The sequence below is a fragment of the Lactobacillus melliventris genome (assembly GCF_013346935.1).
Lineage (GTDB): Bacteria > Bacillota > Bacilli > Lactobacillales > Lactobacillaceae > Lactobacillus.
Map to the genome: position 1 here is coordinate 30,910 of NZ_JAAEEB010000009.1, position 26,381 is coordinate 57,290.

The 26,381-nt window shown below is 35.0% G+C and carries 23 protein-coding genes; 6 read left to right on the plus strand and 17 right to left on the minus strand.

Going from position 1 to position 26,381, the window contains the following annotated elements:
* Positions 1–5: 5 nt before the first annotated feature.
* Genes trmB through GYV61_RS07905 form a run of 3 tightly spaced genes read right to left on the minus strand, consistent with a single transcriptional unit; the run spans position 6 to position 2,602 of the window.
* The gene (trmB, locus tag GYV61_RS07895) at positions 6–665 is read right to left on the minus strand and encodes a tRNA (guanosine(46)-N7)-methyltransferase TrmB (RefSeq protein ID WP_046325133.1); all 660 of its coding nucleotides are present in this window, start codon (positions 663–665) and stop codon (positions 6–8) included.
* Between the two features lie 4 nt (positions 666–669).
* Positions 670–1,869: an ABC transporter permease gene (locus GYV61_RS07900; protein WP_174795406.1), complete on the minus strand. Its 1,200-nt coding sequence runs from the start codon at positions 1,867–1,869 to the stop codon at positions 670–672.
* Positions 1,862–2,602 carry an ABC transporter ATP-binding protein gene (locus tag GYV61_RS07905; RefSeq protein ID WP_110446291.1) on the minus strand — a complete coding sequence of 247 codons (741 nt, stop codon included), beginning with the start codon at positions 2,600–2,602 and terminating at the stop codon, positions 1,862–1,864. The genes GYV61_RS07900 and GYV61_RS07905 overlap by 8 nt, the downstream gene beginning before the upstream one ends.
* 90 nt (positions 2,603–2,692) lie before the next feature.
* Between GYV61_RS07905 and GYV61_RS07910 the strand changes: the two genes are divergently transcribed.
* The 3 genes from GYV61_RS07910 (at position 2,693) to GYV61_RS07920 (ending at position 4,489) form a co-directional block, all read left to right on the plus strand.
* Positions 2,693–3,124: an HIT family protein gene (locus tag GYV61_RS07910; RefSeq protein WP_174795407.1), complete on the plus strand. Its 432-nt coding sequence runs from the start codon at positions 2,693–2,695 to the stop codon at positions 3,122–3,124.
* Between the two features lie 9 nt (positions 3,125–3,133).
* Complete coding sequence (locus GYV61_RS07915; protein WP_122037777.1) at positions 3,134–3,475, plus strand: hypothetical protein; 342 nt, start codon at positions 3,134–3,136, stop codon at positions 3,473–3,475.
* A 114-nt stretch (positions 3,476–3,589) separates the two neighbouring features.
* Entirely contained in the window at positions 3,590–4,489 is a 900-nt protein-coding gene (locus tag GYV61_RS07920; protein ID WP_122026245.1) for a peptidylprolyl isomerase PrsA, read from the plus strand.
* 574 nt (positions 4,490–5,063) lie between these two features.
* Here GYV61_RS07920 and GYV61_RS07925 read toward each other — a convergent pair.
* Genes GYV61_RS07925 through GYV61_RS07945 form a run of 5 tightly spaced genes read right to left on the minus strand, consistent with a single transcriptional unit; the run spans position 5,064 to position 12,166 of the window.
* Complete coding sequence (locus tag GYV61_RS07925; RefSeq protein ID WP_122026246.1) at positions 5,064–6,041, minus strand: 3'-5' exoribonuclease YhaM family protein; 978 nt, start codon at positions 6,039–6,041, stop codon at positions 5,064–5,066.
* A complete protein-coding gene (locus tag GYV61_RS07930; RefSeq protein ID WP_174795408.1) occupies positions 6,034–8,535 on the minus strand; it encodes an ATP-binding protein in 2,502 nt (833 codons plus the stop codon). The genes GYV61_RS07925 and GYV61_RS07930 overlap by 8 nt, the downstream gene beginning before the upstream one ends.
* The gene (locus tag GYV61_RS07935; protein ID WP_174795409.1) at positions 8,522–9,733 is read right to left on the minus strand and encodes a metallophosphoesterase family protein; all 1,212 of its coding nucleotides are present in this window, start codon (positions 9,731–9,733) and stop codon (positions 8,522–8,524) included. Before GYV61_RS07935 ends, GYV61_RS07930 begins: the two co-directional genes overlap by 14 nt.
* A 9-nt stretch (positions 9,734–9,742) precedes the next feature.
* Positions 9,743–10,093, minus strand: a complete 351-nt coding sequence (locus tag GYV61_RS07940; protein WP_174795410.1) for a YlbF family regulator — start codon at positions 10,091–10,093, stop codon at positions 9,743–9,745.
* Between the two features lie 15 nt (positions 10,094–10,108).
* Entirely contained in the window at positions 10,109–12,166 is a 2,058-nt protein-coding gene (locus GYV61_RS07945) for a PBP1A family penicillin-binding protein (protein ID WP_046325143.1), read from the minus strand.
* A gap of 84 nt (positions 12,167–12,250) precedes the next feature.
* Between GYV61_RS07945 and GYV61_RS07950 the strand changes: the two genes are divergently transcribed.
* Positions 12,251–13,117 (plus strand): RluA family pseudouridine synthase, encoded by an 867-nt coding sequence (locus GYV61_RS07950; RefSeq protein ID WP_174795411.1) that lies wholly within the window; start codon positions 12,251–12,253, stop codon positions 13,115–13,117.
* 202 nt (positions 13,118–13,319) lie between these two features.
* On the plus strand, positions 13,320–14,690 hold the full coding sequence (locus GYV61_RS07955; protein WP_174795412.1) for a serine hydrolase domain-containing protein: 1,371 nt from the start codon (positions 13,320–13,322) through the stop codon (positions 14,688–14,690).
* Positions 14,691–14,767: 77 nt separating this feature from the next.
* Here the strand turns inward: GYV61_RS07955 and GYV61_RS07960 are convergent, their stop codons facing one another.
* The 5 genes from GYV61_RS07960 to GYV61_RS07980 form a co-directional block, all read right to left on the minus strand.
* Entirely contained in the window at positions 14,768–15,547 is a 780-nt protein-coding gene (locus GYV61_RS07960; protein ID WP_174795413.1) for an alpha/beta hydrolase family protein, read from the minus strand.
* A gap of 262 nt (positions 15,548–15,809) precedes the next feature.
* On the minus strand, positions 15,810–17,285 hold the full coding sequence (locus GYV61_RS07965) for a family 1 glycosylhydrolase (protein WP_174795414.1): 1,476 nt from the start codon (positions 17,283–17,285) through the stop codon (positions 15,810–15,812).
* A gap of 14 nt (positions 17,286–17,299) precedes the next feature.
* Positions 17,300–19,123, minus strand: coding sequence for a beta-glucoside-specific PTS transporter subunit IIABC (locus GYV61_RS07970; protein WP_174795415.1), 1,824 nt, complete (start codon positions 19,121–19,123; stop codon positions 17,300–17,302).
* Between the two features lie 133 nt (positions 19,124–19,256).
* A complete protein-coding gene (locus GYV61_RS07975) occupies positions 19,257–20,219 on the minus strand; it encodes a LacI family DNA-binding transcriptional regulator (RefSeq protein ID WP_174795416.1) in 963 nt (320 codons plus the stop codon).
* Between the two features lie 40 nt (positions 20,220–20,259).
* Positions 20,260–21,126, minus strand: a complete 867-nt coding sequence (locus GYV61_RS07980) for an aldo/keto reductase (protein ID WP_174795440.1) — start codon at positions 21,124–21,126, stop codon at positions 20,260–20,262.
* A gap of 128 nt (positions 21,127–21,254) precedes the next feature.
* Here GYV61_RS07980 and GYV61_RS07985 point away from each other — a divergent pair, with 128 nt between their 5' ends.
* Positions 21,255–21,824 (plus strand): histidine phosphatase family protein, encoded by a 570-nt coding sequence (locus tag GYV61_RS07985; RefSeq protein WP_174795417.1) that lies wholly within the window; start codon positions 21,255–21,257, stop codon positions 21,822–21,824.
* Positions 21,825–21,883: 59 nt separating this feature from the next.
* Here GYV61_RS07985 and fba read toward each other — a convergent pair whose 3' ends face one another.
* From fba to GYV61_RS08005, 4 genes are all read right to left on the minus strand, one after another.
* Positions 21,884–22,798 (minus strand): class II fructose-1,6-bisphosphate aldolase, encoded by a 915-nt coding sequence (gene fba / locus GYV61_RS07990; protein ID WP_174795418.1) that lies wholly within the window; start codon positions 22,796–22,798, stop codon positions 21,884–21,886.
* Positions 22,799–22,895: 97 nt separating this feature from the next.
* Positions 22,896–24,581, minus strand: a complete 1,686-nt coding sequence (gene argS, locus GYV61_RS07995; protein ID WP_174795419.1) for an arginine--tRNA ligase — start codon at positions 24,579–24,581, stop codon at positions 22,896–22,898.
* 258 nt (positions 24,582–24,839) lie between these two features.
* On the minus strand, positions 24,840–25,487 hold the full coding sequence (locus tag GYV61_RS08000; RefSeq protein ID WP_174795420.1) for a L,D-transpeptidase: 648 nt from the start codon (positions 25,485–25,487) through the stop codon (positions 24,840–24,842).
* 44 nt (positions 25,488–25,531) lie between these two features.
* A complete protein-coding gene (locus GYV61_RS08005; RefSeq protein WP_174795421.1) occupies positions 25,532–26,380 on the minus strand; it encodes an NAD(P)H-hydrate dehydratase in 849 nt (282 codons plus the stop codon).
* Position 26,381 lies beyond the last annotated feature (1 nt).

Genomic DNA, 26,381 nt, shown 5'->3' on the forward strand with positions numbered 1-26,381 from the left:
ATTACTTATTTTACCCCAAAATCAGCATGCAAGGCATAAATTGGGTTACCTTGGCTGGCAAATTTGTGCTCATACTCGGTTTCAATATTTGAAGTTAAAATATCTTCTTTCTCATTATGCAGATCCACTGTAACAAAATCAAAATGCATCCCATAATTATTCATACTTTGAAGAGAATAAGCAAAAAGACCTGCATTATCTGTTTTAAACTGTATCTGACCATTTTCTTGTAAAACGGTTTGGTATTTTTGTAAAAAAGTCTTATAGGTTAACCTTCTCTTTTCGTGCCTGGTTTTAGGCCACGGGTCACTAAAATTTAGGTAAATGGTATTTGCACTATGTTTTTTAAAAAAGCAATCAATATTAGCAGCATCTGCGCATAAAATTTGTAAATTAGGCAAATTTTGAGCTAGTTTTGACCGTAAAATAATTCCAGCTGCGGTCATCTGCAGTTCAAGAGCAACGAAATTTTTTTCAGGGTGCTTTTCAGCCATTGTAGTAATAAATTTTCCTTTACCCGGACCAACTTCAATTTCTAATGGTTTTGAAATGTCAGCAAACCGCTTTGACCAATCAATCTTTTGGGTTGGATCTGGACGATCTATCACACTTTCTGGATGCTCTTGCACAAGTTTTACAGCCCACGGTTTGTTACGTAGTCTCATTTATTTACAACTTCCTTTTCTTTACTTTTGCTGGTAAGTATAACCTTAATACCGCGTAACTGAAAACAACTAAAATCCCCATTGCTTCAAACAAGTGCAAACTAATAGGCAGTGTAATCAGCCATGAAATGCTAATAATCAACCATTGTACCAACATTATCCCAGTAAGTGCAGAAACTAAGTCTAAGCCCCGTTTAGTGCGCGCGATAGGATAAACACGATACATGACATTGCTGTCAAATTCATCAACCATCGGTACTAATTGGTAAATAGTTAAGAATACTACTAAGCAGGACAAGCCTAATGCCCAAAGCCAATTCTGCACTAACCACGAAATTAGAATTGCAAAAGCAGTCATTCTAACTACTAGATTAATGTTTTCCGGATTGCGCAGAACTGAGCGCCTATACAAAAACTTATTAGGATTTTCCCTTGCCAAATTTTGAGGTAATAAAAAGTCCAAATATTTCCGTCTTTTAATATTAGTTTGCCTTTCCTTAACATCGGTGAACATACTAAAAGCGTTATAAACAACGTTTTTACGTTTTTCTTCTTGCTCGATGGCAAATTGCCAGTCAAAAAGTGCTGCATGTTGCGGTTTTAAAATAAAAATGATTACAATAATTAACAGCAAACCAGCAATAAATATCATACTTTTTGGTTTAAACATTCCCAAAATGAATAAAAGCAGTAAGAAAATATTCAAAATTGAGATAGAAATTTTACGGTTAAAAAATAAATTATATTCCATAATTTTCAGCTGCATCACTTTGGCCAGAAAAACAGCAAAAACCGCGAAAACATAATCTAACGGTTCAATCTTTGCCTTGATCGTGGCAAAAGGAAATATAATTCCCGCCATTAAAACTAAGCAAATTGTAGGTACAATCAAGCTGTAATTTAGCATTGGCTGCAAATATGATGCTAAATTTTCATCTTCAGGCAGTAAAAATTGTAAATCAGCTGGTTTTAGCAATGTTACCAGTTTGCCTATTAAAAGTGGCAACCACAGCAAAACACCAACTAGGGGACGGTAATACCACAGATTTTCAGGCATAGTCTTCATTGCCTGTGCATACCAGAACATGAGTGCTCCAAAAAGAAAAATCAGAGCTAGGATAAAGAAATCATTAAAAACCAATACTAGGTATTTCAAAGACTGGCGCAAGTTTTCCTGCAGCCTTCTTTTAGCCAAATCACGCATTTTGTTGCTCCTGACTTAAAATTTGGTAAATTTGGTCAAATGAATCTGTCTCCTTTAGGCCATAATGCATGCGAATTTCAGCCAAAGTACCAGCAGTTTGAATTTTGCCATTATTTAAGACCGCATAACGAGAAACTGCCTGCACACTGTCAGCTAAAATGTGTGTTGACATTAACACCATTTTGCCCTGACCAGCAGCTTCTTTAATCAATTGCACCAAATTGGCCACTGCCAACGGATCAAGTCCAGTGAACGGCTCGTCGATTACCAGCAAGTCAGTATTTGCTAAAAACGCTGAAACAATCATTACTTTTTGCTTCATACCCTTTGAAAAATGAATCGGCAGCCAATCTAACTTGTCATCCAGCCTAAACAGCTGTAACAGCTCGTGAGCCTTTGCCCAAGCCTGTTTTTCCTTTAGCTGGTAACTAAGAATAGTCAGGTCAAGATGCTCTTTTAAAGTCAATTCTGAATATAAAACTGGCGTCTCGGGAATATATGCGACTTGTCTTTTAAATTTAGTAGGTTCAGCCGTTAAATCAATGCCATTTAGAGTGATTTTCCCTTTTTGCGGTCTGAGTAATCCTAAAATATGTTTAATAGTAGTAGATTTACCAGCACCATTTAGGCCAATCACTCCTAAAACTTCCCCGGGTTTTATTTCCAAGTTAATATCTTTTATGACTGGTATACCCGTGTAGCCACCAGTCAAATGCTCAATTTTTAAAGTCATAATTCCTATCTTTCTTTTAATGAATTTACTCATTTAATATGATAGCATGATATTAAAAGAAACTAAATTTTGAAATGTAGAGGTTTTAAAATGGAAGATTTAGATAAAGATTGTTTATTTTGTAAAATTATTAAAGGGGAAGCCAGCAGCTACACTGTTTTTGAAAATGACGATGTTAAAGCATTTTTAGATTTATCCCAGGTTAATCCTGGTCATACTTTGATGGTGCCTAAAAAACACATCACAAACTTTTTTGATTATACCCAGGCAGATGCTCAACGCTATTTACAATATATTCCTACCATTGCTAACGCAATTAAAAAATTTGATTCGAGAATCACCGGTATGAATATTAGCAGCAATAATGGTGCCAGTGCAAGTCAAGTAGTTATGCATTCACATATTCATTTTATTCCGCGATTTGAAGGTGATGGCTTAAAGATTGCCACCCGTAACAATGCGGAAAAATACACTGACGAAGATTATGAAAAGGTTGCTGCTGCCATTAGAGCACAATTTTAAGGTGACAAGATGAAACGTTTTAGTTTAGGATTGGCTGTAGGTGCTGGCTTTGGCGTGATCCTTTCACTGTTCAAAGATCAAAATGGCAACCGCCTGTTTCCACCTGTGCAAAAGCAAGTAAAGTCATTAAAAGAAGATATTAGTGACATTTCTGCTGCAAGTAGTAAATTTAAAACTGCTCAGCAAGAATTAAAAAAATCTTTACCGCGAGCAAAGAAAGCTGTTTCTGAATTACAAAACGAAATAGAATATTATCAGATCAGCATTAATCGTATCGTCGGCAAGCTGAAAGCCAAAACTGCGACAATTAATTCCAATAACGCAACTGAAACTAATAGTTCTAAAAAATAGTAAAGAAACTCTCTTTTTTGTTTTAAAAAAATAAAAATGAAAACCAGTTTTGCCAGTTTATGTTATATTAGTTGTCGGTGACTTAATTTATTAAGGATGTGGAGAATTTATTTTATGAAAAAATATATTAAAAAAGCTGCAGCTGTGATTGCCGTAGCCGGTATGGCATTATCAACAGCTGCTTGTTCTAATGGTGGCAAAACTGTTGCTTCTTATAAAGGCGGCAAGATTACCCAGCAAGAGTATTATGATGATATGAAAAAATCTCAGGCTGGTAAAACCGCTTTGGCAAATATGATTATTAATCGTGTTTTAGAGCAACAATATGGCAATAAGGTTTCAAAAAAGCAAGTTGATAAACAATATAGCAACTATAAGAAACAATATGGTAGTCAGTTTGATGCCGTTTTGCAACAAAATGGTATGACTACTGCAAGTTTCAAGCAAAACCTAAAAACAAACTTGCTGACCGAAGCCGCCTTGAAAGATATTAAAAAGATCTCAAAGAGCCAAGAAGAAAAAGCCTGGAAAGCATATCAGCCTAAAGTTACAGTGCAACACATATTAGTTTCTAAGAAATCTAAAGCCGAAGAAATTACTAAAGAATTAAAGAATGGTAAAAGCTTCAAGAGCCTAGTTAAAAAGTATTCTTTAGATACTGGAACCAAAAGTAATGAAGGTAAACTGCCAGCATTTGATTCCACTGATACTAGTTTAGATCCTGCTTTTAAAAATGCAGCATTTAAGCTAAAGACCGGTGAAACTACGAAGAGCCCCGTTAAATCTCAATCAGGCTACCACGTAATTAGAATGATTAAACACCCTGCCAAAGGTTCTTTTGCTTCACATAAAAAAGAAATTGATGATCAAATTTATCAATCAATGTCTCAAGATCAACAAACCATGCATGACGTCCTTGCCAAGGTTATTAAAAAGGCGGGAGTCAACATAAAGGATAATGATCTTAAAGATGTTTTAGCTGCATATGTTTCTACTTCTACTAATAAGAAGTAATTAAGACTATAGCAGTTAAGATCGGCTCAATAATGAGAATATAATAATCCCGTTAACAGTCATTTTTATAAATGGCGGCTAACGGGATTTTTTTGCATTAATTTTTTTCTTTTAATGATAATTTTTTATTATAAGCTTCAGCTGACATTGAAATAATTTTCATCTAATATTTGTTTTTATAGTAACTTTCTAAAATATTCTGATTGAATAACTAAGTTGACACAATTTACTAACTAATTAGCAGTTAAACTACATAGATTATATAAATCACCTTTTTGCTCAATCAATTCTTCATAAGAACCTTCTTCTGTGATAGTCCCATCTCTCATGAAAATCACAGCATCATATTTTTTAAGATTATAAAAAAGCAGTTTGATCAAAATTATTTTTACACTTATCAAAATGTTGCGTGAACGAGAAATTCTGCTTCAATTAAGGCAAATGAAAAGGCAGCTAAAAGTAATGTCGTACTTTTAGCTGCTTTCTAGCTTTCCGTTTGTAAGTATAAAGCTAATATTTTATATTTTTTGCTAACCCTCAATAAAGTTATTTGTTTCTCAGATGCTCTGAGGAACTATTCTAATTTATGTGATTTAGCTAAAGATTCATCATCTTTAGGTCTATAAAATTTCCGGCCACCCTGACTCATAATATTTTCGGTAAAATTGCCCGGTCGTGTATGTTGTAAAGCATTAGTAATAGCGTAAATTGACGCATCTAAATCATCAATGCGATGTAACAATTCTGCTTCAAGGAGTGCCGGCAATTTAGGTGAGCCATACTCAAATTTACCATGATGAGACAAAACCATATGACGCAATAAAAGCAAGTCTTCAGATTCAAGGTCAATATTTAGTTGTTGCGCCGCTAACATTATTTGCTCGTCAATTAAAACCAAGTGGCCAATCAAGTTACCTTCATTAGTATATTGAGTGGCAGCCGGACCAGTTAATTCCAATACTTTACCCATATCATGTAAAATACAGCCAGCATATAATAATGAACGATTAATTTGCGCATAATTATTTGCCAGGCCTTTAGCATCCCGCAACATTGATAATGTATGGTATGCCAGACCTCCTCGCACGGCATGGTGGTTACTTTTTCCAGCTGGAAACTCAAAGAACCGCTTGTCCCATTTTTTTAATAAAAACCGTACTATCCGGTTCCAGGTTGGATTCAAAATTTCAAAAACGTACTGATTGATTTCTTCTTTCATATCAGCAACTTTTTCTGGGGCTGATTTAATAAACTGCCTGAGATCATAACCTTCTTCAGGGCCAACAACCCGTAGACTATAAATTTTTATTTGTGGCTGCCCCTGATATTCTTCCCGTTTGCCGTTAAGTTCAACAATTGTTCCTGAATTAAATGTAGAGGCATCTTGGTCATTGGCATCCCAAAAATTACCGCGAATTTCACCAGATGAATCACCAAATGACATTGCTAAATAGAGCTTACCCTTTTTGGTATGTCTTAGTTGCGAGTTCTTAATTAACACGACCAGTTCTAACTCTTCGCCATCATTATAATCCAGCAAACGTTTATACATGTTCGGTTCCTTTCTTAAAAGTTAGCGGCTGTAATTGCAGTTTATCAACAAGGCTTTTTTGAGCAGTAAAGATCAATACCTGGTTGCTTTGCGCAATTGTCTGCAGCAACTTTTCAATTTCATTGATCCTTTGGTCATCAAAGTTAACAAAAGAGTCATCAATCAAAATTGGTAAATTAATTTGATCCTTTATTTGTTCAACAAAAGCCAATTTCAAAGCAAAATAAAGTTGCTCAGAGGTACCACGAGAAAGATATTCCACCGCTAATTTTTTACCATCAAAACGAGTAACCGTTATTTTTTTACCTATTTCAATATTATTATACCGATTATTTGTTAATAGTCGCAAATATTCTTTAGCATTAATCAGCATTTTCGGAAAACGTTCATTAGATGCAAGATCAAGTGCGCGGCTAATCCACTTGGCAGTAAATAAATTAGCCAAATATTCCGCGCTTAAATTTCTAAGTCTGGTTCTTAAGTTTGCTAATTTTTGTTTTTCCTCGAATACCGCCGTTGAACTGGCCAGATTTTCCATCTTGACTTTAGTTTCAGCCTTTTTACTTTGTAAAAGGTTAATATTTTCATTTAGTAAGGAAATTTGAGCAGCTAAATCCTGTAATTTCTTGTGTCCACTACTTTTATCTTGTACATATTCTTGCAGCTGGATAAGGTCGCTTTGCAAACTGGATTTGAGAGCACTAATTTGGTTTTTAATATTATCCTGTCTCACCTTTTGTTTTTGAATTTCTCGATATTCATCTAAGCTGCTAACTTGAGCTCTTGCCAAAATCATTTTCAATTTAACATTAACTTCTTGGAGTTCTTCATTATTTTCAGTTAAATTGTTTTTTAAACTATTTTGCTCTTCTCTGCGCTTACGATCCGTGTCTATTTTTTCAGCAAGTTGATCTAATGCAGTCAATACATCAGAAAAATTAGTACCTATTGCTTGTTTCAGTTCTTGACCTAACTGCATTGCAAAGGGCGTGAGCAAATCAGATATTTCTGTTTTACGTAACTGGTTTCTCTTTAAGTTTTGAGATAAAACCTGGTACTGTCGCCATTCGTTGATCAAATTATTAAGATCTAAATTGCTAGGATCAATGCCATATTGTTGCTCAAATAAATATCGTTGCTCTTTAACTTTTCTGCTTTTTTCAGACTGTGCTTCATTTGATTTTTGCACTTGCTTTTGCTGGTAGTAACCAAGCACTGCAAAAGCTGCACCAACACCAACAGCCAAAAAACCAAGGGCACGAGCAATGAACAATAAAATTAGTCCTAAAATGAAAATAGTTCCACCCAGTAAAAGAAATTGCTTAGGCTTATTACTTTTATCCTGGTTGATAACTGTTTCTTTTAGCGGTAATTTGTGAAAATCTTCCTGCAACTTAATTACTTGCTCTTGAGTCAATGCAGCAATTTTGTTCAGGTTGGGATCAAGAGTAATAAGCTGCTGTTGTTCGCTTTTAATTTGCGTCTCTTTTTGTAAGCAGCTATGATATTCCGCTTGCCACTGTAAAATTTCCGGCTTCTTTTGCAGCAGCTTTGTTTCACTAATATCCTCATCTTTAACTTGGGGATATTCAGTTAGCTTTTCCGTGATTTTTTGTTGTTTTTTACGCAAAGTTTCTGCTTGAATTGCTAAATTTTGTGCAGATTGATATTGCTCCGAGTCAAAATGAATTGCTTTGGTCTGACATTGTAAATCCTGCAATTTTTCGTAACTGGGTACAAGCTTTTCAACTTTTTCCAAGTTGTCATATTTTCTTTGCAGATCTAGTCTTTTTGCTTCTTCATGGTGTTGCAGCTCTTCTTGTTTTTTTAAGTCACTATTCAGCTCTTTATACACAGAAAATTCATTTTCAGAATCACTGACTTTACTTTGCTGCTCTTGAATCTGCAGTAAAAGTTGGTTAAGCGGAAGTTTTCTGCCCCTCTTTTTAAATAAACTATCAGCATTTTTGGCAAAATTATCGCGCACAGTTATCAATTTGTCACTGTCGGCTGCGCCCAAGTAATATATACGTTCTAATAAGTCATTTTGCTTGATCTGGTCAACTTTTGTCAACATATCCTGGTTAAAGATAAAACTGTCGGCATAAAAGTCACCGTCAATATTCTTTATTTGGTCAAAAAAAACATTTTCGGGCACTACTTGATTGTCACATTTAACTGTTAGTGTGCCCAATTTAGAACCTTTGCCGTGGGCGTATAGGCGTTCCAGTTCAAAGCGCTGTCCTTTTTCATTTTCAAAAAGCAAATACCCTCCCATTGGGCTAACTTGGGCCAAAGGAGTGTAGTTTTCAAAAAAAGGGGAATTGTGTGAAGCAAGATGAAAGCCAAACAAAATTTGTTTAATAAAAGCAACGATTGTGCTTTTCCCTGCTTCATTTGTACCATAAAAGACGTTAACGTCGGGATTAAGTAAATCAAAAGTGAAATTTGAAAATTGACCAAAATTAATTATTTTAAGTTTAATTAATTTCATCATTGACTCCTTTCAATTTACTGTTCAGCTTGACTTCTGCCAGTTGTTTAACTTCCTGAATAAAACTTGGGTCCTGGGCCAAATTATTGGTAAACTCAGTTTTTAAGGACCAGTCTTTACTAATTTGGGCAAATTGATCCGGGGTAAAAATCTCTTCTTCAGCCTGTGTAAAATATTTTTGATCATTAACAGCAACAGCTAATTTGCTCCCATTAATGAAACGCACATCTACTAGTTGAGAACCATGAGCAAGTTTTTCTGAAATCATTTGCCAAAAATCACTGTCTTGAATTAATTCGGCTTCTTTTTCATTTAAAAAATCTGCACCGATTATTTGCAGGCAAAAATAGCTAGTGGTAGTCGCTGACAAACAATTAATTATCATCTTTTCCAGTTCGGTTTTTGCTATTGGCTTAGTTAATTCAAGCTGCCTTTTATCCCAAGTAATAAGATTAGTCTGAACAAAATGAATTTTGGTTTTCTTTGTTTGTTCATCAATAGTGCCTAAATAACAGCCTTTGGGACCAGTTTCGTTAATGTGACGGCCCTGAATATTACCAGGATAAACTATTAGTGGCGTTTCTGACAATATTTGCCTTAAATGGATATGACCCAGAGCAAAATAGTCATAATTAAGATTTTGTAATTCACTTAAGGTAAATGGAGCATATACATTTTGAGAGCTCAAACCTGCCCTTTCCTGAGCATGCATAATACCAAAAGTGTAACGATTATTTTTAGGAGGAAATTGGGCAGCAAGATCATCTGTAATGTGATTGGCCAAATATGAAAAACCAGTCACATCATAGTCAAAACCACTTCTGGTAGTGTAAGAGGCAGTTTCAACTTTTTCGTCCTCACCTAATAATTTAAAATACGGGCTTTCAGGCACCAATAGGTCTTCTTTTGCCATATGATCATGATTACCTAAAACCATAACTACTTGTATTTCAGCTGTGATTAGCCGCTCAATTTCGCGCGCAAAAAAAATCTGGGCGCTGGGATTAGGCTTGAAACTATCAAAAGTGTCGCCGGCAATTAAGACTAGATCAACATTTTCCCTAATAGCTAAGTCGACAATGTTAGTTAAAGATTGCATTGGAGCTTTTTGAATTTGATTAAAGCTCTTAGATGGTAAAAAAGATAGTCCCAAAAATGGACTATCTAAATGTGCGTCAGCAAAATGGATAAATTTCATCGTTATTTTTTAATTTCTAAGGCCGTCATAAAGGTCATTAATGGGTTTGGTAATTGCCTTTTGAACATCTTCAATTGTTTTAGAGACAGCCTGTTCAGCTTGCAAAAGTTGCAATATTTGATCATTCTTTTGCACTTTTTCATTCAACTTTTTATAATCTTCCTCTAAATCCTTAGGAAAGTCTCTTCCTTCAGTTTGAGAATTAATGATTTTAGTTTGCATCTCATCCATTTGCTTGAATATAGCTGCACTTTCCTCATTATTTTTCACGGCATTGACAGCATTTTCTAAAGCCTTAAATTCATCAAGCTTTTGGAAATCTGTCGCCACCTGATTTGCTGAATCGTAAATATTTATCATATTTTTTCCTCCTAATTAGTGACCTAAAAGTCCTTTTATGTCATTATACCATTCATTAATCTTTTCACTGGCAGATCCGAGCCCTTTTTCAATTTTTTTACCAAAACCTTGCGTCCAATCAGTACCAGCACCGTTATTTTGAATAATTTGCCTTGGCGCTTGTTCTCTAAATTGATTTTGTGCTGTATACGGCAAAATACCTTCCATTTCAGCTTTATAAAGCCTTGTGATACCAGTTTCGGATACACCGTGCATGAAATGCTGCTGATTAGTGCGATCAAAGCCGACCCAAGTTGCTACAACAACATCTGGAGTATAACCAACGATCCATTGGTCCTTAGTGCCAAAACCGTATGAATTAGGAACTTCGGTAGAACCGGTTTTGCCGGCAACTCGATATCCGGCAGGTTGAGCTGAAGTTCCTGTACCGCCTGCAAATACTCCTAACAGCATTGTGGTCATCTCTTTAGCAGTATTTTCAGAGATAATTCGATGAGTACCTGTATCGTGATTTTCCGCAATCACATTGCCACTTGCATCAGTAATTTTGGTAATAAAGTAAGAATTATTCGGTAAGTTACCTTTATTAGCAAAAGCCGAATAGGCACGAGCCATTTGAATAGGTGAAACACCAGTCGATAATCCGCCTAAAGCCAAAGCTAAATTTTGATCCTCTTTTGCTACCTTCAAGCCGAAATTATTAGCAGACTGGACACCTTTAGCTACTCCAATGCGGTCTAATAGCCAAACAGCAGGCACGTTTTTACTCTGCGCCAAAGCCACATACATAGGAATTTTATCCGAATAACCGTTGTCAACATTGTGGGGCTGATAGCCATTCTTCCCGAAGCGCTGCAGTTTGTTAGAAAGCTGGGAATCATAATGATATCCTTGCTGCAAGGCAGGCGCATAAGAAACAATAGGTTTAATAGAAGAACCAGGTTGCCTCTTCATTTGTGTCGCGCGATTATAACCGCGAAAGACATGCTTGCCCCGTCCTCCTACCACAGCGCGGACTGCACCAGTAGTAGGATCCATCACTACAGTAGCACCCTGAGTTTTAGTTCCATCAGCGGCATTTTGAGGGAATAAGTAATCCTGGTTAAACCTTTCTTGCAGCTGACTCTGATAATTTTGATTAAGAGTAGTGTATATTTTCAGGCCCTTATTCATGACATCTTCTTCTTTTAAGCCATAGCGATTAATTGCTTCATCCACGACAGCGTCAAAGAAGTAGGGATAACGATAACCATCTTTATTATGATATGTATCACGTAAAGTTAAACCAATTTTTTGTTCGCTTTCAGCCTGTGATTTTGATAATTTTTTATTATCAACCATCAAATTCAAAATTAAATTGCGTCGCGATAAAGCATAAGACATATGATCAATGGGATTATACTTGCTAGGATTACGCAAAATACCTGCTAACGTGGCACCTTCACCAACTGTCAGCTGACTGGCATTCTTGCCAAAATATTTTTGGCTGGCATCTTCTACGCCCCAGACGCCATTACCAAAATAAGAATTGTTAAGATACATCGTTAGTATATCTTTTTTGGAATAAACATGATTAAGTTCGATAGCAAAGAAAAGTTCCTCAACTTTACGCGAAAATGTTTGTTTTTGAGTTAATAAGGCATTTTTAGCTAATTGTTGGGTGATAGTTGAACCGCCTCCGGCAATTTGCCCGTGATTAAGCACTATACCTAGAGCGGCACGCCCCATTCCCTTAATACTAAAGCCGGGATTTTTCCAAAAAGTCCTGTCCTCGGTCGAAATTACAGCATTTTTCACGTTAGGTGAAATTTTGTTGTATTCAACATAAGTTCCCTTTTGTGAGTATAATGAGCCTGCTCGTTGGTTTTTTTGGTCATAAATTCCCGTCGTAACAGGTAATGACGCTTTTAAATTTGATATATTGGATGTTTTAACTTTAACGGTATAATAAGTACAAACCAAGAGAATGACGGTAAGCAAAATCAAAATGATCCAGCGACCGATAAAAAAACGATGATCAAAACGGTACCATAAGCCACGTTTCTCGTTTTTCTTTGGTTCATTGTTTTCCATTTTATCTGCTCCTTTAGAAACAATTAAAATTGTATCATATTAGAGGATATTACTTTTATTTTCAAAAAGATTTAACAAATATTTATGAGCTATTATTTTACATTTAATTTTCCCCAAAATCTCAAACCATGCTCAGTAAACGACTTATTGCGTCTTTTGCTGATCCCACGCAAATGGCGTCATTACTTACGAACTGAACACCAGATTTTGATTAACGGCACTTATCATTATTTTAATCAAATGGTCTTTCCAGACGATAAAATTGAGCTGTGGCTAAAACACATTGAGAGTAGTCAAAATACTTACCCAGCAAGCGGACAAATGCCAGAAGTGATTTACGAAGATCAAAATCTGTTAATTATTAATAAACCAGCAGGACAAAAAACACATCCTAACTTAAATGAAACCAACACTGCCTTGAATGATTGTGCTACTTATTTAGGGTACTCTCCTTTTATTGTACATCGTTTGGATATGCTAACCAGTGGTTTACTTTTGGTTGCTAAGAATCCGGCAGTTGTTCCTATTTTAAATCGTGAATTAAGCAGTAAAATTTTTCACCGTGAATACTTGGCAGTAGTCAATATGACTAAGCCAATAGCAGATACTGGCATAATTAACCTGCCCCTTGGACGAGATCCACTTGATAAGCGCAAGCGCAAGATTGTTGCTGACGGACTTAATGCAATCACACATTACCAAATTCTAAAGTGCTTTAGCAATAATACTGCTTTAATTAAGCTCGACTTAGAAACAGGAAGAACACACCAAATCCGTGTTCATTTAGCGGCAATAGGTTGTCCGATTGTGGGTGATCCTTTGTATAATCCCACTTTTATAAACAAAGAATATTTACATTTAACCGCTTATCAAATTTCTTTGCTGCTGCCATTTTCATTTGAAGAATTAAAGGTCAATCTGCCTAAAACTAAAATACCTTTGCTCAAGTAAAAAATCCCTTAAGGGCTTTTACTTAGGTATTAAGTAGTAAAAAATCCTGTTGCTTTTTCCAATAATAAAACAATGGTCATCTAACCAATATCACATTTAGCACAATTATTATCTTAATTACGCGACTTCATTAGTGTAAATTACCAGATGCTCTTGTATAATTCTATTATTGAAATTTTATATAAAGAAATTGAGAGTGAACATGAATAATCAAAAAATTGCTGATTTAGCAAAAAATGTTATTGACACGTTTAATTTACCTAGTTTAGGTGTAGGCGTTTATCATAAAGGTGAAAGTTACAGTCACGTCTTTGGTGATGCAGAGCAAAATAGTTTGTATCCTTTAGCATCAATTTCAAAAACCTTTTTTGCCACTGCAGTTTGCCAATTAGCTGATTCAGGTAAAATTACTTTGGATGACCCGTTAAAAAAATATTGGCCTGATTTCAAACTAAGAGATAAATATGCAGCAGACCATTTAACTTGGAGGGATGCTCTAAGTCACCAAAGTGGATTGCCAGCTCATGACTTAATGCGTTTTACTAATATGAACAAGCATGATCTTACTTTAAAAGAAAAGGCAGAACATGTTGGTTTTTTAGAGCCCAATCATGAACTGCGTTACAAAATGCAGTATAGTAACCTGGTTTTTGCTGTTGCTACATATGCTTTTGAACAAGCTATTAATCAAGATTATGGTATTTATGAACACGAGCATTTACTGAAGCCTTTGCATTTGAATAATACCTATGTTAATCATCACGAGGCACCACGTGAAAGAATAGTCAAGCCGTATATTAGAGATAATGACATTACCGAAGAAGTGCCATTTATTGCGCCTGGAAAAGTTGGTGGTGCCAGCAGCATGCTTTCAACTATATCTGATTTGCTAACTTGGGCCAAATACCAATTAAAATTGCAAAAAGAAAGCAAAAATAACGCAATGGCTGAGCATTTTCTGCCTCAATCTATTATGTCTCCTAGCCGTGCGTATGGCGGCGCAAATTTTGGCGCTTATGGTCTGGGCATGATGATGGAAGATTACCGGGGACATAAATATTTCTACCATAGCGGTTCATATATTGGCTATTGTTCTTTCATGGGCTTTGTTCCTGACCTTGACTTAGCTTTTGTCTCAACAACAAATATGGATTCAACTGATGCCATTTTTGCTTTAGCTTATCAAACTATTGATAATGTTCTGGATATTCACGAAACAGACTGGACCAGTAAAATTAAAAAGATAGTTGATAAAAAAGTAGCAATTCGTGAGGAAAAAATCAGAGAAGAAATAGGGAAAATTCCCCAAAATGTTAATGCAGAAGATAATCTTTTAGGTGATTATGAAAACCCAGGCTATGGTTTAATTACACTAAAAGAAAAAAATGGTGATTTATTGGTTACCATCGGTAAATGGGACTACCCGGTATTTGTAAATGAAGAAGGCAAAATGTTTGTAGAAGAAAGGCTGTACCAGCACGAACTTTTGCCAATTGAACTTCAGGAAAAACAAGTTTTATTATGGACTGACCGCGCACTTAACAAACCAACGGTATTTAAAAAGATAAACTAAAAAGCCTAACTTTTTCAAAATTAAAGCTAGGCTCAGAATATTTTCTAGGCAACCAGCTTGATTAAAAGCTGGTTTTTTTATTTAATATGTGAACTAATCCATGGCACAACTTTACCTATTAGCTCATTAAGCTTGGTAAAATCGCCAGTTGCAACATTATAAGTATGATTTGCATTTTCTACAGTAAAAGAATCTACATTAGTCATATGACAATTTTTAATAAAGTTTAAGCTAATATTGGGGTCTAAAGTTGGATCACTGGTGCATACTTCAACTAAAATCGGATTTTTAAAGTTTTTAATGTTATCATTCAAAGTTGTTTTCAATTCGTCAAAGAATCTGCGGTATACGAGTTCAACACCACCGCTACTAGTATGAACAATGCAGTAGCCTAAATTATCCATTTCAAATTTATCATATGCCATTTCCAATGGTTCTGAAGTATTAATCGCACCATTTAAAGAAACTATGATTTTAGCTGGTAAATCTGAGCAGGTAAATACTAAACGGCCACCAAGACTATGACCCAACAAGCCAACATTATTTTCTGCAACATACGGTAAATTTTGTAAATAGCTAAAGCTGGCCTTGACTTCTTCTGTCATTACTTTCATACCATAATTTTCTCTAGAATATAGGTTCTCACCCATACTGCATAAATCAATTCTAGCTGCTACTATTCCTGCCTCAACTATTTTTTTACTGATTCTTGCCAGCATATGATTATCATTGTTTCTAGAGGACATGAAGCCATGAACCAACAACATAGCCGGAAATTTATCTCCATTATCTGGAATATCAATCTGTATCGGCACTTCATGATCAATGCACTTTAAAAACCTTAATTCTTCACGCACGTCAATTATCTCCTTGTGTAAGTTTTTTAGTTGTAAAATACAATATATAGTATACTATTATTTAAATAGTATAAATGTATATAACTACTTTTTGACACACTAAACAAATTTTTTATACAAAACATGAAAAATTGGAGTTTTTAATAATCTAACTATTCATATTAATAAGATTCAGAATTTTAGTAATGACCTTATTGGCTGTTATTGGGTAACGGATCTAATTGCAATCAATCTTTTTCATATAAAAAGTGATAGATTATCATTAAATTTCCTCACCATTGGATGCAATAACTTTTTTATACCAATTAAAAGAGTCTTTTTTTATTCTTTTATTGGTACCATTTCCATTATCATCTCGATCAACGTATATAAATCCATATCTTTTTGACATTTCACCTGTCGAATTGGCTATGATATCTATGGGACCCCACATAGTGTAACCTCTAAGATCAACTCCATCATTTAGAGCTAACGCCATTTGCTTAATATGATCTTTCATATAAGAAATACGATATTTGTCATGTATATGATTATCTTTATTTAAAACATCATATTCACCAATTCCATTTTCAACTATCATAATTGGTTTTTGATACCTATCATAAATATCATTTAACAAGTATCTTAAGCCTATAGGGTCAATTGCCCATCCCCAAGAGCTCGTTTTCAAATAAGGATTAATAACCGTATTATCTGCATCCCAAGTGACAGTACCCCCATCATTTTTTGATGATGTTATTGAAAAGTTACCTGCATTTTTCTTAGTTTTTATTTTAGGATCAGTTGAAACATCACTAGAACTATAATAACTAAATGAAACAAAATCAACTTTCCCATTAAGCAATTTTGCTTTGTCTCCCTTTTCAAAATTAATTTTTAAATTCTTTTTATCAAAAAATTTTTGAGCATAGCGTGGGTAATATCCTCTAGCTTGTACATCAGGGAAAAAGTATGACTTTTTAGTAGTTTGTTGAGCAGATAAAGCATCTTCCGGATTCGGGGTGTTAGGATAATTGACTACTCCCGCGATCATACTACCAATTTGAAAATTGGGATTTATCTTATGACCCATAGTTACTGCCTCAGCTGAGGCTACTAGTTGATTATGAGCTGCTTGGTATCTTGCCTCTAATGGATTATCGCATTTAGAAATATCAATCCCACCTGCAAAAAAAGGATAATTTAAAAGGGCATTAATTTCATTAAAGGTAATCCAATATTTAACTTCTTTTTTATAGCGATAAAAAAGGGTTCTAGCTAGTTTGAGATACTCTTTTATCATTTTTCGATTAATCCAACCGTTGTATTTTTCTGTTGCCCAAAAAGGTGTATCGAAATGATCAATAGTTAAAATTATGTCCATTCCTAATTTTCTAGCAGTTCGTATAACATTATCGTAATATTTTAGACCTAATTCGTTTGGTTTATCCATATTAGCTTTAGGAAAAATTCTAGGCCATGAGACCGACATACGATACACAGTAAATCCCATTTCTGCAAACAATTCTAAATCTTCTTTCCAGTGTGTGTATCCATCAATACTAGTGCGAGAAGGATAAAATTCATAATCTTTCTTTGCTGCTGCAAGGGGATGACTTAATGCCCATTTTCTTCCATTTCCAGCTAAAGGTAATATATCAGCTGAAGATAAAGTCTTCCCATCTTTATTGTATGCCCCTTCATACTGATCTGCTGCTGTAGCTCCACCCCATAAAAAGTTTTTAGGAAATTTACTCATTAGAAATACCTCTTTCATTTATTTAAACTTGAAAAATCTATTGAAAATGCATTAGTATCTGAATCATCTAAATTTTTATTTATCAAATGATCCTTGTCATTTAAAACTGTCATAATCACAGTACAATCATATCCAGCTTCTTCGATTAGTTTATAATCGAAAATGATTAATTTTTGTCCTTTTCTTACCTTATCTCCTTTTTTTACAAGACATTTAAAATATTTTCCTTTAAGTTCAACAGTATTTATTCCAATATGTATTAATATTTGAGTGCCAAAATCATCAGTAATTCCGATAGCATGATTTGTTTTAAACGTTGCTGTGATTTTTCCTGAAATTGGTGCTACTAATTCATTAGACATAGGTACAATACCTATTCCATCGCCCAATTTTCCAGATGAAAATACTGGATCAGAAACATCTTTTAAAGAAACTTTTTTACCCTCAACTGGTATCCTAAAATCTTCTTTATTATTTAGCTCATTAGGTAACCCACAAAAATAAGTCAGTATAGCAGCGCCAACAAAGCTGATTAGTAAACCGATAATTTCACCGACAAAGCCATGCCCTAAATAAGTTGGAATTGAAAGTATACTTGGAAAGGCAAAAGCATGAGCTTCTACATTTGAAAGTCCAATCACAATTCCACCTAATGCGCTACAAGATATAGCAATATAAAACGGCTTTTTATACTTGAGCGTCACACCATAGAGGGTTGGCTCAGTAATTCCAAAAATAGCAGCTATGCATGCAGAACCTGATATTTGTTTTGTTTTATTATCTTTTGCTTTTAGAAATACCCCTAAAGCTGCACCCGCTTGCGACATAACTGCAGCACAGGCAATAGGAAAAATTGGATCTTGCCCCAGTTTTGCAATATTACTCATAATTAAAGGTAAAATCATCCAATGAAATCCAAACATTACTATTACTTGCCACAACCCACCTATTAACAATCCTGCAAATAATGAAGCGTGGTTATATATCGTCATGATGGAGTTAGCCAAAGCGCTTGAAATCGTTGAGCCAATTGGACCAACCACAATTAATGTTAGTGGAACCATTATTACTAATTCAATCAGAGCAACAAAAACATACTTTAAACTATCTGGAATTAACCTTTTTAACATGGGTTCTAAATAACTTAGAAGCCAAATTGACAGTATAATTGGTATTACAGAAGAAGAATAAGACATTGGAATAACGGGAATACCTAGAAATTTAATGGTGATATTCTTTGTTGCCAAAGTAGTAATTTGTGGATATAACAATGCTCCTGCAATCGTAACACTTACAAACCGATCTACTTTTAATTGTTTAGCGGCATTAAAAGCAATAAATATTGGTAAGAAATAAAAAAGTGAATCGGCAGCTGCATTTAATAATACATACGTTCCCGAAGTTTCTTTAAGCCATTTCATTGTTGTACATAGAGCTAACACCCCTTTTAAAACTCCTGCACCACAAATAGCGTTAAGAAAGGGCATAAAAAGACTAGAAATGAAGGAAATAAATTTATTAAGTAAACCTAAGAAGCCTGTCCTTTCCTTGTTTTTAGCCTCTTTTTCTTTAATTAAATTTTTACTGTCTTTAATTTCCTTCATATTTATTAATTGATCATACACATCTGCCACCTGAGTACCAATTACAAGCTGCCATTGTTCATGACCATAAACAACTTGAATTATACCTTTTAATTTTTCAAGCTCCTTTTGATTTACTTTGTTATTATCTTTAACGTTAAATCTCAACCGCGTTGCACAATGCCACACTTTTTTAATATTGCTTGCTCCACCCATATAATTCAATATATCGGTAGCTAAATCTAAATACTTCAACTGTAAATCCTCCCTTAATTAATGATTTATCAATTGAAGCCGGCTTTCATATTGACAAAATAATATTAATTTATGGGAACGTTCCCATGTCAAGAAAAAAATAAAGTTATTCAATAAAATTGAATAACTTTATTTAGCAGGTTTTTCTAATTATCATTTTAGGCTGAATTGTTATTTTCTTAAATTCTGTGTTTTCCAATCTACATATAATTTTATTCATGTCATTTTTAATTTGAAGTGAAAGAAACGAGTCAATAGTTGATATTTCCATGTATTTACCGTAATCACTATTATCAAAACCAAAAACCTTAACATCAGTAGGTATCCTTTTTTTATACTTACGTAAAGTTGAAATGAAACCAGCTGCTACATAATCAGAATAAGCTATAACGGCTTCAGGTGGGTCTTCAAGTTTTAAATACTCCATGGCCGCACTTTCACCTGCACCTGTTTGTTCTGAATAAAAAACCTCCCAAGAATCAAATTTTGAATTTTCCAATTTAAATTCCTTTATTGCTTTTATTCTCGCCTTTGTATTATTTTTTCTTGGGTCATTAAGAATATGACCTACCGAAATATCTCCATAACGATTTTTTAAATATTTGAGTATGTCTTTGTATAAAGGATAATGGTCAATGTATGATGAATAAATATTTTTACTATCTATTCTCCTCCAAGTCACAATTGGTCCATATTGAGAAAATTCAGCAATTTTTTTCCAACTATTGCGATTGGCCACAAAAAATAGCGCATCCAAACCATGAAGTTTAAACTCTTTCAAGATTAAAAGTTCTTCTTGCTTATTACGAGTAAAATATACTGCAATTTTAAAACCTTTTTTTTGTACATAATGTGTTACCAAATCAAGTAGTTGCCCAACTTCAGGATAATATGTTTTAGCAACAAATCCTATTGTTTTCGTACTTTGTTCTACCAGTTGTCTAGCTAATATAGAAGGAACATAACCCAACTTTTTAGCCGATTGTAACACCTTTTTTCTACTTGCTTTTGAAACATAACCATTACCTGTGAACACCCTTGAGACGGTTGATTTTGAAACTCCAGCAAGTCGTGCAACATCAAAAATATTTGACATAATCTATAATTAAATCCATTTCATGAATATTTGTAATGTTTTATCTTTTTCCGCCAAAAACTGGAAAATGACTGGCAGAGCCATAATCAAAACTATTAATATTTTCCAAAGTAGCCATATCATCTTCACTTATTTCAAAATTCAATTCTGAATTTTGTTTCATATGTTCTGGATTGACAGACTTAGGTAAAACTACGGTATTAAGTTGCCAATCATAACGAATACAAAGTTGTGCAACTGAAACATGATATTTTTCTGCCATTTTTTGAATTACTGTATTATTTAAAGCTTCACCATGCGCAACAGGTGAAAAAGACTCAACTATAATATTTTGCTGCTGACAAAAATCAATTAGCTTTTTAGGTGTTGCACCAATATGACAAAGAATTTGATTAACCATAGGCTTAACATCACTATTGTCAATTAAGTTCTGCAAGTCTTCTGGTTGAAAACTAGAAACTCCAATAGCACGCAATTTTCCTTCTTTCAAAGCGTCTTCTAAAGCGCGCCAAGTTTCTAAGTTACCTGCAAAATGCCGATCATCAGATTGGTTTACCTCTTTCCATGGCTGCGGATTATGGATAATCATCATATCTAAATAATCAAGATCCATTCGCAAAAGAGTTTCATCAATAGATTTTTTAGCTTTTTGATAGTCTTTAATTTCAGCCTCTACTTTTGAGTTAACAAAAATTTGGTCACGAGCAATACCTGAATTTTTAATCCCCTGACCTACTCCACTCTCGTTATGATAAGCTTGAGCAGTATCAAGATGCCTATAGCCCATTTTTAAAGCAGATTCGACTGGTAAAGCCACTTCACTATCGGGAATTTTCCAAGTTCCCAATGCCAGTTTAGGGATCTTTACCCCATTATTAAGTGTAAATGTTTCTTCAAAAATCATAATTTTTCCCTCCTTATGCCTTTTCTTGAGTATAACGCTTAACTTCATGTTTAAGTCAATCATTTTTCATTTAGATTTTTAAAACTTTTTTAGTTACAATTTAGTTTAAATAGATAAAAGAAGGCAAATTTATGAAATATGTTTACTTAATGCGTCACGGACAAACTTTGTTTAATGTCCAACACAAGATTCAGGGCTTTTGTGATTCACCACTGACCTCTCTGGGAATTAAACAAGCACAAACTACAAAAAAAGAATATTTTGAAAATGAACAGATTACTTTAGAAGAAGCACATTGCTCCACTTCTGAAAGGGCGATAGATACTTTAAAGTTAGTCACCAATTTGCCCTTTAAAACTCATAAAGATTTACGAGAATGGAATTTTGGTGCGTATGAAGGTGAAGGAGAGCACCTTAATCCGCCTTTACCATACAAAGATTTTTTTGTTCAGTTTGGTGGAGAATCTCAAGAACAAGTAGTTGCCAGAATTAATAAAGCAATTACAGAAATCACAGAATTTTCTTGCCATAAACAGATTTTAATTGTCTCCCATGGAGGTGCTATAGCTAATTTCTATAGGAAATGGGAAGAATACAATACATTTAAGCGAAAAGATCACATTCGGAATTGTGCCGTTTTAAAATATGAATATGAAGATGGTATTTTTCGTTTGCAGTCAATATTTAATCCTAGCTGCTAAAATAAGCAAAAAAGGGAGATCAACCTAAACAGTTGATCTCCCTTTACTTAATTATCAATTTATTCCAAATTCAATGAACTCTTATCAAAACCAGCTGACTTAATCTTGTCATCAATTGATGGAGTACCAAGCCAAGTGATCATTTCCTTCATTGAAGCTGTAATTGCTTCAGTACCAGGAAGAAGGAGCTTACGAGGGTCATAACCCTTGTTGTCTTTGTCTTCATCTTTGTGGGCTTCAAAGTACTTACGAGTAGCAGCTTGGAAAGCCAATTGGAATTCAGTGTTAATGTTAACTTTAGAAATTCCAAGGGAAATAGCCTTCTTAACTTGGTCTTCAGGAATACCTGAACCACCGTGTAAAACTAGTGGTACAGAAACTGCATCAGCAATTTCCTTTAAGCGATCAAAGTTTAGACCTTTCCAGCCTTCTGGGTAAACGCCGTGAATGTTACCAATACCACAAGCAAGTTTGTCAACTCCTGCGGCTACGAAAGTTTTTGCGTCTTCAACAGATGCTAATTCACCACCATCGGCTCCTTGGTTTTCACCAATTTTACCAATTTCAGCTTCAACTGAAATACCGCGTTCATGAGCCAACTTAACGATTTCCTTGGTTTTAGCTAAGTTCTCTTCAGTTGGTAAAGCATGACCATCAAACATAACGGATGAGTAACCAAGAGCAATACATTCTTTAGCAGCTTCAAAGCTACCATGGTCTAAGTTCAATACAACTGGAACAGAAATGTCCATTGCATCCATTTCATCTTCAACTAAGTCTTTAGCAACTTTATAGCCACCCATGTACTTAGCTGCACCCATAGAAACCTGAATTAAAACCGGAGTTCTAGTTTCTTCAGCTGCTTGCAAAATTGCACGTGTCCATTCCAAGTTGTTAGTGTTATAAGCACCTACTGCATAATGGTTTTTACGAGCATCCTTAAAGATTTGATTACCATTATCTAAATATGCCATTAAATATACCTCCTAATAAACTTACAGTCATATTGTATCGTATTAATTAAGCATTGAACAATCTTTTATTTGATGAAAACGTTATTTTTGAAAATTTTTACATTTCTTTAGGAGCATTGACACCTAATAGTCGCAAAGCCTCGGTTAAGACAATTGAGGTTGCTTGAACTAATGCCAATCGAGCACTTATTTGATCATTATCAACCAACACTTTGACATTAGCATAATATTTATTAAACTTCTTGGCTAAATCAAGTGCATATTTAGCAATAATTGACGGTTCAAACTTAGCACTGCTGCGAGCAATGATACGAGGGAAGTCGGCCAAAGATTTAGCAACTCCAAAAGACCAGTTATCATCTATCTTTATATTAGAAAGACCAGGTTTATGTCCTTGTTCAGCAGCCTTACGCAAAACGCTTTGAGCACGCGCGTTTGTGTATTGCACGTAGGGACCAGTATCTCCTTCAAAACGGACAACTTCGTCAAGATCAAAATCAAAGTTTTCAGTCCGCTCGTTTTTCAAATCGTGGAAAATTACTGCTCCAACTCCCACATCATGAGCGACCTGGTCTTTATTAGCTAAATCAGGGTTCTTTTGCTCAATTTGCTTTTGCGCCAAGTTAACAGCATCCTGTAAAACCTGATCAAGGAAAACTACATTCCCTTTTCTAGTAGAAAGCTTTTTACCATTTTGAGTAATTAAGCCGAAAGGAACATGATAAATTTCGTCAGCCCAATCATAGCCCATTTTCTTCAGAACGGTTTTTAACTCCACAAAATGCTGGGACTGCTCATTACCGACAACATAAAGCATTTTGACAAAATGATACGTATTTTGACGATAAATGGCTGCTGCCAAATCACGTGTTAAGTAAATACTAGTGCCGTCAGACTTCACAATCAAAGCTGGATTTTCATCTTTACCCATGTCAACAACTTGTGCACCGCGAGATTCATGCAAAAGTCCTTTTTCTTTTAATTCATCAATAACCGGCTGCATCTTATCATTAAAGAAAGCTTCGCCTTTATAAGAATCAAAAGTTACACCGAGTTCTTTATAAATACGATTAAAATCAGTTAGAGATACGTCCCGGAACCATTGCCATAATTTAACTGCTTCGGGATCGCCATCTTCTAATTTTTTAAACCAAGCACGTCCTTCATCATCCAGTTCTGGATGTTTTTCAGCCTCTTTGTGAAATTTTACGTAGTACTTAAACAAATTCATGATGGGGTCTTTTTTCACATCTTCTTCAACGCCCCAATGCTTATAAGCAGCAATTAATTTTCCAAATTGAGTGCCGTAGTCACCTAAATAATTAATTTTGATAGGCGTATAGCCAACTTTTGTCAAAGTTTTAGCAATTGAATTACCAATCACAGTCGACCTTAAATGGCCCATAGACATTGGCTTGGCAATATTAGGGCTAGACATATCGATCGGGACATTGCCCTTTCCTAAGTTTTGATCCCCAAAGTGCTCTTTTTGCTGCAAAATTTCTGCAAGAGTTTGCGAGATCAATCTGCTATGATCTATTGAAAAGTTAACGTATGGACCTACAGCTGTGATAGATGCAAAATCAGTGCTCTTTAGCTCACTGGCAATATTTTGTGCAATAACTGCAGGATTTTTGTGTTCCACTTTTGCCAAAGCAAAGGCTGGAAATGCATAGTCACCCATCTTTTCATTTTTGGGCCTTTCAATTAACGAACTGATTTGCTCTTTGGAAAGGTCAACCTGTCCAGCAACCAACTCGACAACCTTGTCTTTAAAATCCATTTTTCCCTCCTAAATGCCAAAAAAAGTCTCTCCTTCACTAACTTGAAGAAGAGACGAGAATAACCCGCGGTACCACTCTTTTTGATACAAAGTATCCGCTTATTAAATTTTCTAATTGGTCGGTTAGACACGCCTTCAGTCATTTTTCCAGCCTGACTCTCATCAATCTCAAGCTCGCTATATTGGAAAAAATGCCTACTACTTCTAACTACTTTCATCAAATGATTATAACAGCAAATAATGTCTGCGCCAAATTTTTTAGTTATTTTTGATAATTACCTTTGTGCCGGCAGGAATGTTTTCAACCAACCAACGTGAGTCGGGAACGCTTAACCTGATGCAACCGTGAGAAGCAGGCTTAACTCCCAACTTTTCAGCCTCTTTAATGTTGTATTTGCCATTACTTTTTGTCGGAACCGAATGAAAAAGATAAACATTTTCCTTGTCCCAGCTGGTCCAGTTATTAGCGCCCTCGTTTAATTCAGGATTATAAAAAGAATCTCCACGATCATACTTTATTTTGTATGTTCCGGTTGGTGTTAACGATTTATTCTTTTTAAAAAGTCCTGCACTCGCTAACATGGTATATATTCTTTGATTGCCACGTAAAACATAAACACGATTACCTTTAAGCGATACTCTAATTTTCAAATTGTTTTCAGAATGCTTTATTTTGGGATAAGGCTTAGTTTCACTCGCTTTTTTCCAATTGAAAGGAGAACGCAAGTCTTTAGGGTCTTGATAAGGACGGTAAGATGCAGCAGTTTTTATAACCACTGTTTTCTTGGCATCCTTAGTTTTATTATCCATTTTGGGCTGAGTAGGCATGAAAACCCGCGCAAGACTGATAGCGCATATTAGAATAATACAAAAAGCAGTAAGAACTTTTAATAGACTTTTTTTCATATAATAACTTTTCTCCAAATCATATTTGTGTTTCAACGGAAAATCTATCCTTTGTCAGCATATTGATTCATCAACTGAGGCAATATTGCACTTATTTTAGTTGGGCGCACCACATAATCCGTTTCAGCAATTCTATCGCCAGCTAAGGAATGAAGATAAATTGCAGCCAGGACTGGATCTAGCGTGCCACCAAACTGTGCTATAAAGCCACCAATTATCCCTGCTAATGTATCTCCCATTCCACCGGTAGCCATACCAGGATTACCGCTAGTATTTACAAAAATTTCGTTAGTACTAGTATAAACATGAGTGCGATTTGATTTTAAAACCAAAATAACATTTTGGGTAGGAAAAATCTTTTTTAAAGCACTCAAATTAGCACTATCAGTTTGATAAGGAATTCTAATTTGACTTAAACGCTGCCATTCCATTTGATGAGGTGTTAAAACGATCAAGCCAGCACTGGTCGGGATTAGCTTAGAGTCTTGTCCAATTAAATCCAAAGCGTTTGCGTCCAAAACTAATGTTTGATTTGAGGAAACATTCTGACAAAGAGTAAGCATCATTTGATGAGCAAAAGAGTTAGTTCCTAACCCTGGTCCGCAAACAATAACATCCATTTTAGTGATTAAATTTAGTAAGTTCCGATCACGCCAATCAATGAACATTACCTCAGGATTACGAGCATGTAGTGCATTCAAGTTAACTGGATGGGTAGCTACTGAAATTAGACCTGCACCGCTATTAAGCGCAGCTTCAGCTGCCATAATGATCGCGCCACCATAATTTTCATTGCCCCCAATTAACAGGATCCTGCCATAATTACCCTTATGTGAATTACTGGGTCGTTTTTTAATTACTTTTGTCAAAATCTTTGCAGTTATTTCAGACATG

Coding starts and splice junctions, on each gene's coding strand:
- trmB (WP_046325133.1), bottom strand. CDS start 665: ATGAGACTACGTAACAAACCGTGGGCTGTAAAACTTGTGCAAGAGCAT.
- GYV61_RS07900 (WP_174795406.1), bottom strand. CDS start 1,869: ATGCGTGATTTGGCTAAAAGAAGGCTGCAGGAAAACTTGCGCCAGTCT.
- GYV61_RS07905 (WP_110446291.1), bottom strand. CDS start 2,602: ATGACTTTAAAAATTGAGCATTTGACTGGTGGCTACACGGGTATACCA.
- GYV61_RS07910 (WP_174795407.1), top strand. CDS start 2,693: ATGGAAGATTTAGATAAAGATTGTTTATTTTGTAAAATTATTAAAGGG.
- GYV61_RS07915 (WP_122037777.1), top strand. CDS start 3,134: ATGAAACGTTTTAGTTTAGGATTGGCTGTAGGTGCTGGCTTTGGCGTG.
- GYV61_RS07920 (WP_122026245.1), top strand. CDS start 3,590: ATGAAAAAATATATTAAAAAAGCTGCAGCTGTGATTGCCGTAGCCGGT.
- GYV61_RS07925 (WP_122026246.1), bottom strand. CDS start 6,041: ATGTATAAACGTTTGCTGGATTATAATGATGGCGAAGAGTTAGAACTG.
- GYV61_RS07930 (WP_174795408.1), bottom strand. CDS start 8,535: ATGAAATTAATTAAACTTAAAATAATTAATTTTGGTCAATTTTCAAAT.
- GYV61_RS07935 (WP_174795409.1), bottom strand. CDS start 9,733: ATGAAATTTATCCATTTTGCTGACGCACATTTAGATAGTCCATTTTTG.
- GYV61_RS07940 (WP_174795410.1), bottom strand. CDS start 10,093: ATGATAAATATTTACGATTCAGCAAATCAGGTGGCGACAGATTTCCAA.
- GYV61_RS07945 (WP_046325143.1), bottom strand. CDS start 12,166: ATGGAAAACAATGAACCAAAGAAAAACGAGAAACGTGGCTTATGGTAC.
- GYV61_RS07950 (WP_174795411.1), top strand. CDS start 12,251: ATGAGCTATTATTTTACATTTAATTTTCCCCAAAATCTCAAACCATGC.
- GYV61_RS07955 (WP_174795412.1), top strand. CDS start 13,320: ATGAATAATCAAAAAATTGCTGATTTAGCAAAAAATGTTATTGACACG.
- GYV61_RS07965 (WP_174795414.1), bottom strand. CDS start 17,285: ATGAGTAAATTTCCTAAAAACTTTTTATGGGGTGGAGCTACAGCAGCA.
- GYV61_RS07975 (WP_174795416.1), bottom strand. CDS start 20,219: ATGTCAAATATTTTTGATGTTGCACGACTTGCTGGAGTTTCAAAATCA.
- GYV61_RS07985 (WP_174795417.1), top strand. CDS start 21,255: ATGAAATATGTTTACTTAATGCGTCACGGACAAACTTTGTTTAATGTC.
- fba (WP_174795418.1), bottom strand. CDS start 22,798: ATGGCATATTTAGATAATGGTAATCAAATCTTTAAGGATGCTCGTAAA.
- argS (WP_174795419.1), bottom strand. CDS start 24,581: ATGGATTTTAAAGACAAGGTTGTCGAGTTGGTTGCTGGACAGGTTGAC.
- GYV61_RS08000 (WP_174795420.1), bottom strand. CDS start 25,487: ATGAAAAAAAGTCTATTAAAAGTTCTTACTGCTTTTTGTATTATTCTA.
- GYV61_RS08005 (WP_174795421.1), bottom strand. CDS start 26,380: ATGTCTGAAATAACTGCAAAGATTTTGACAAAAGTAATTAAAAAACGA.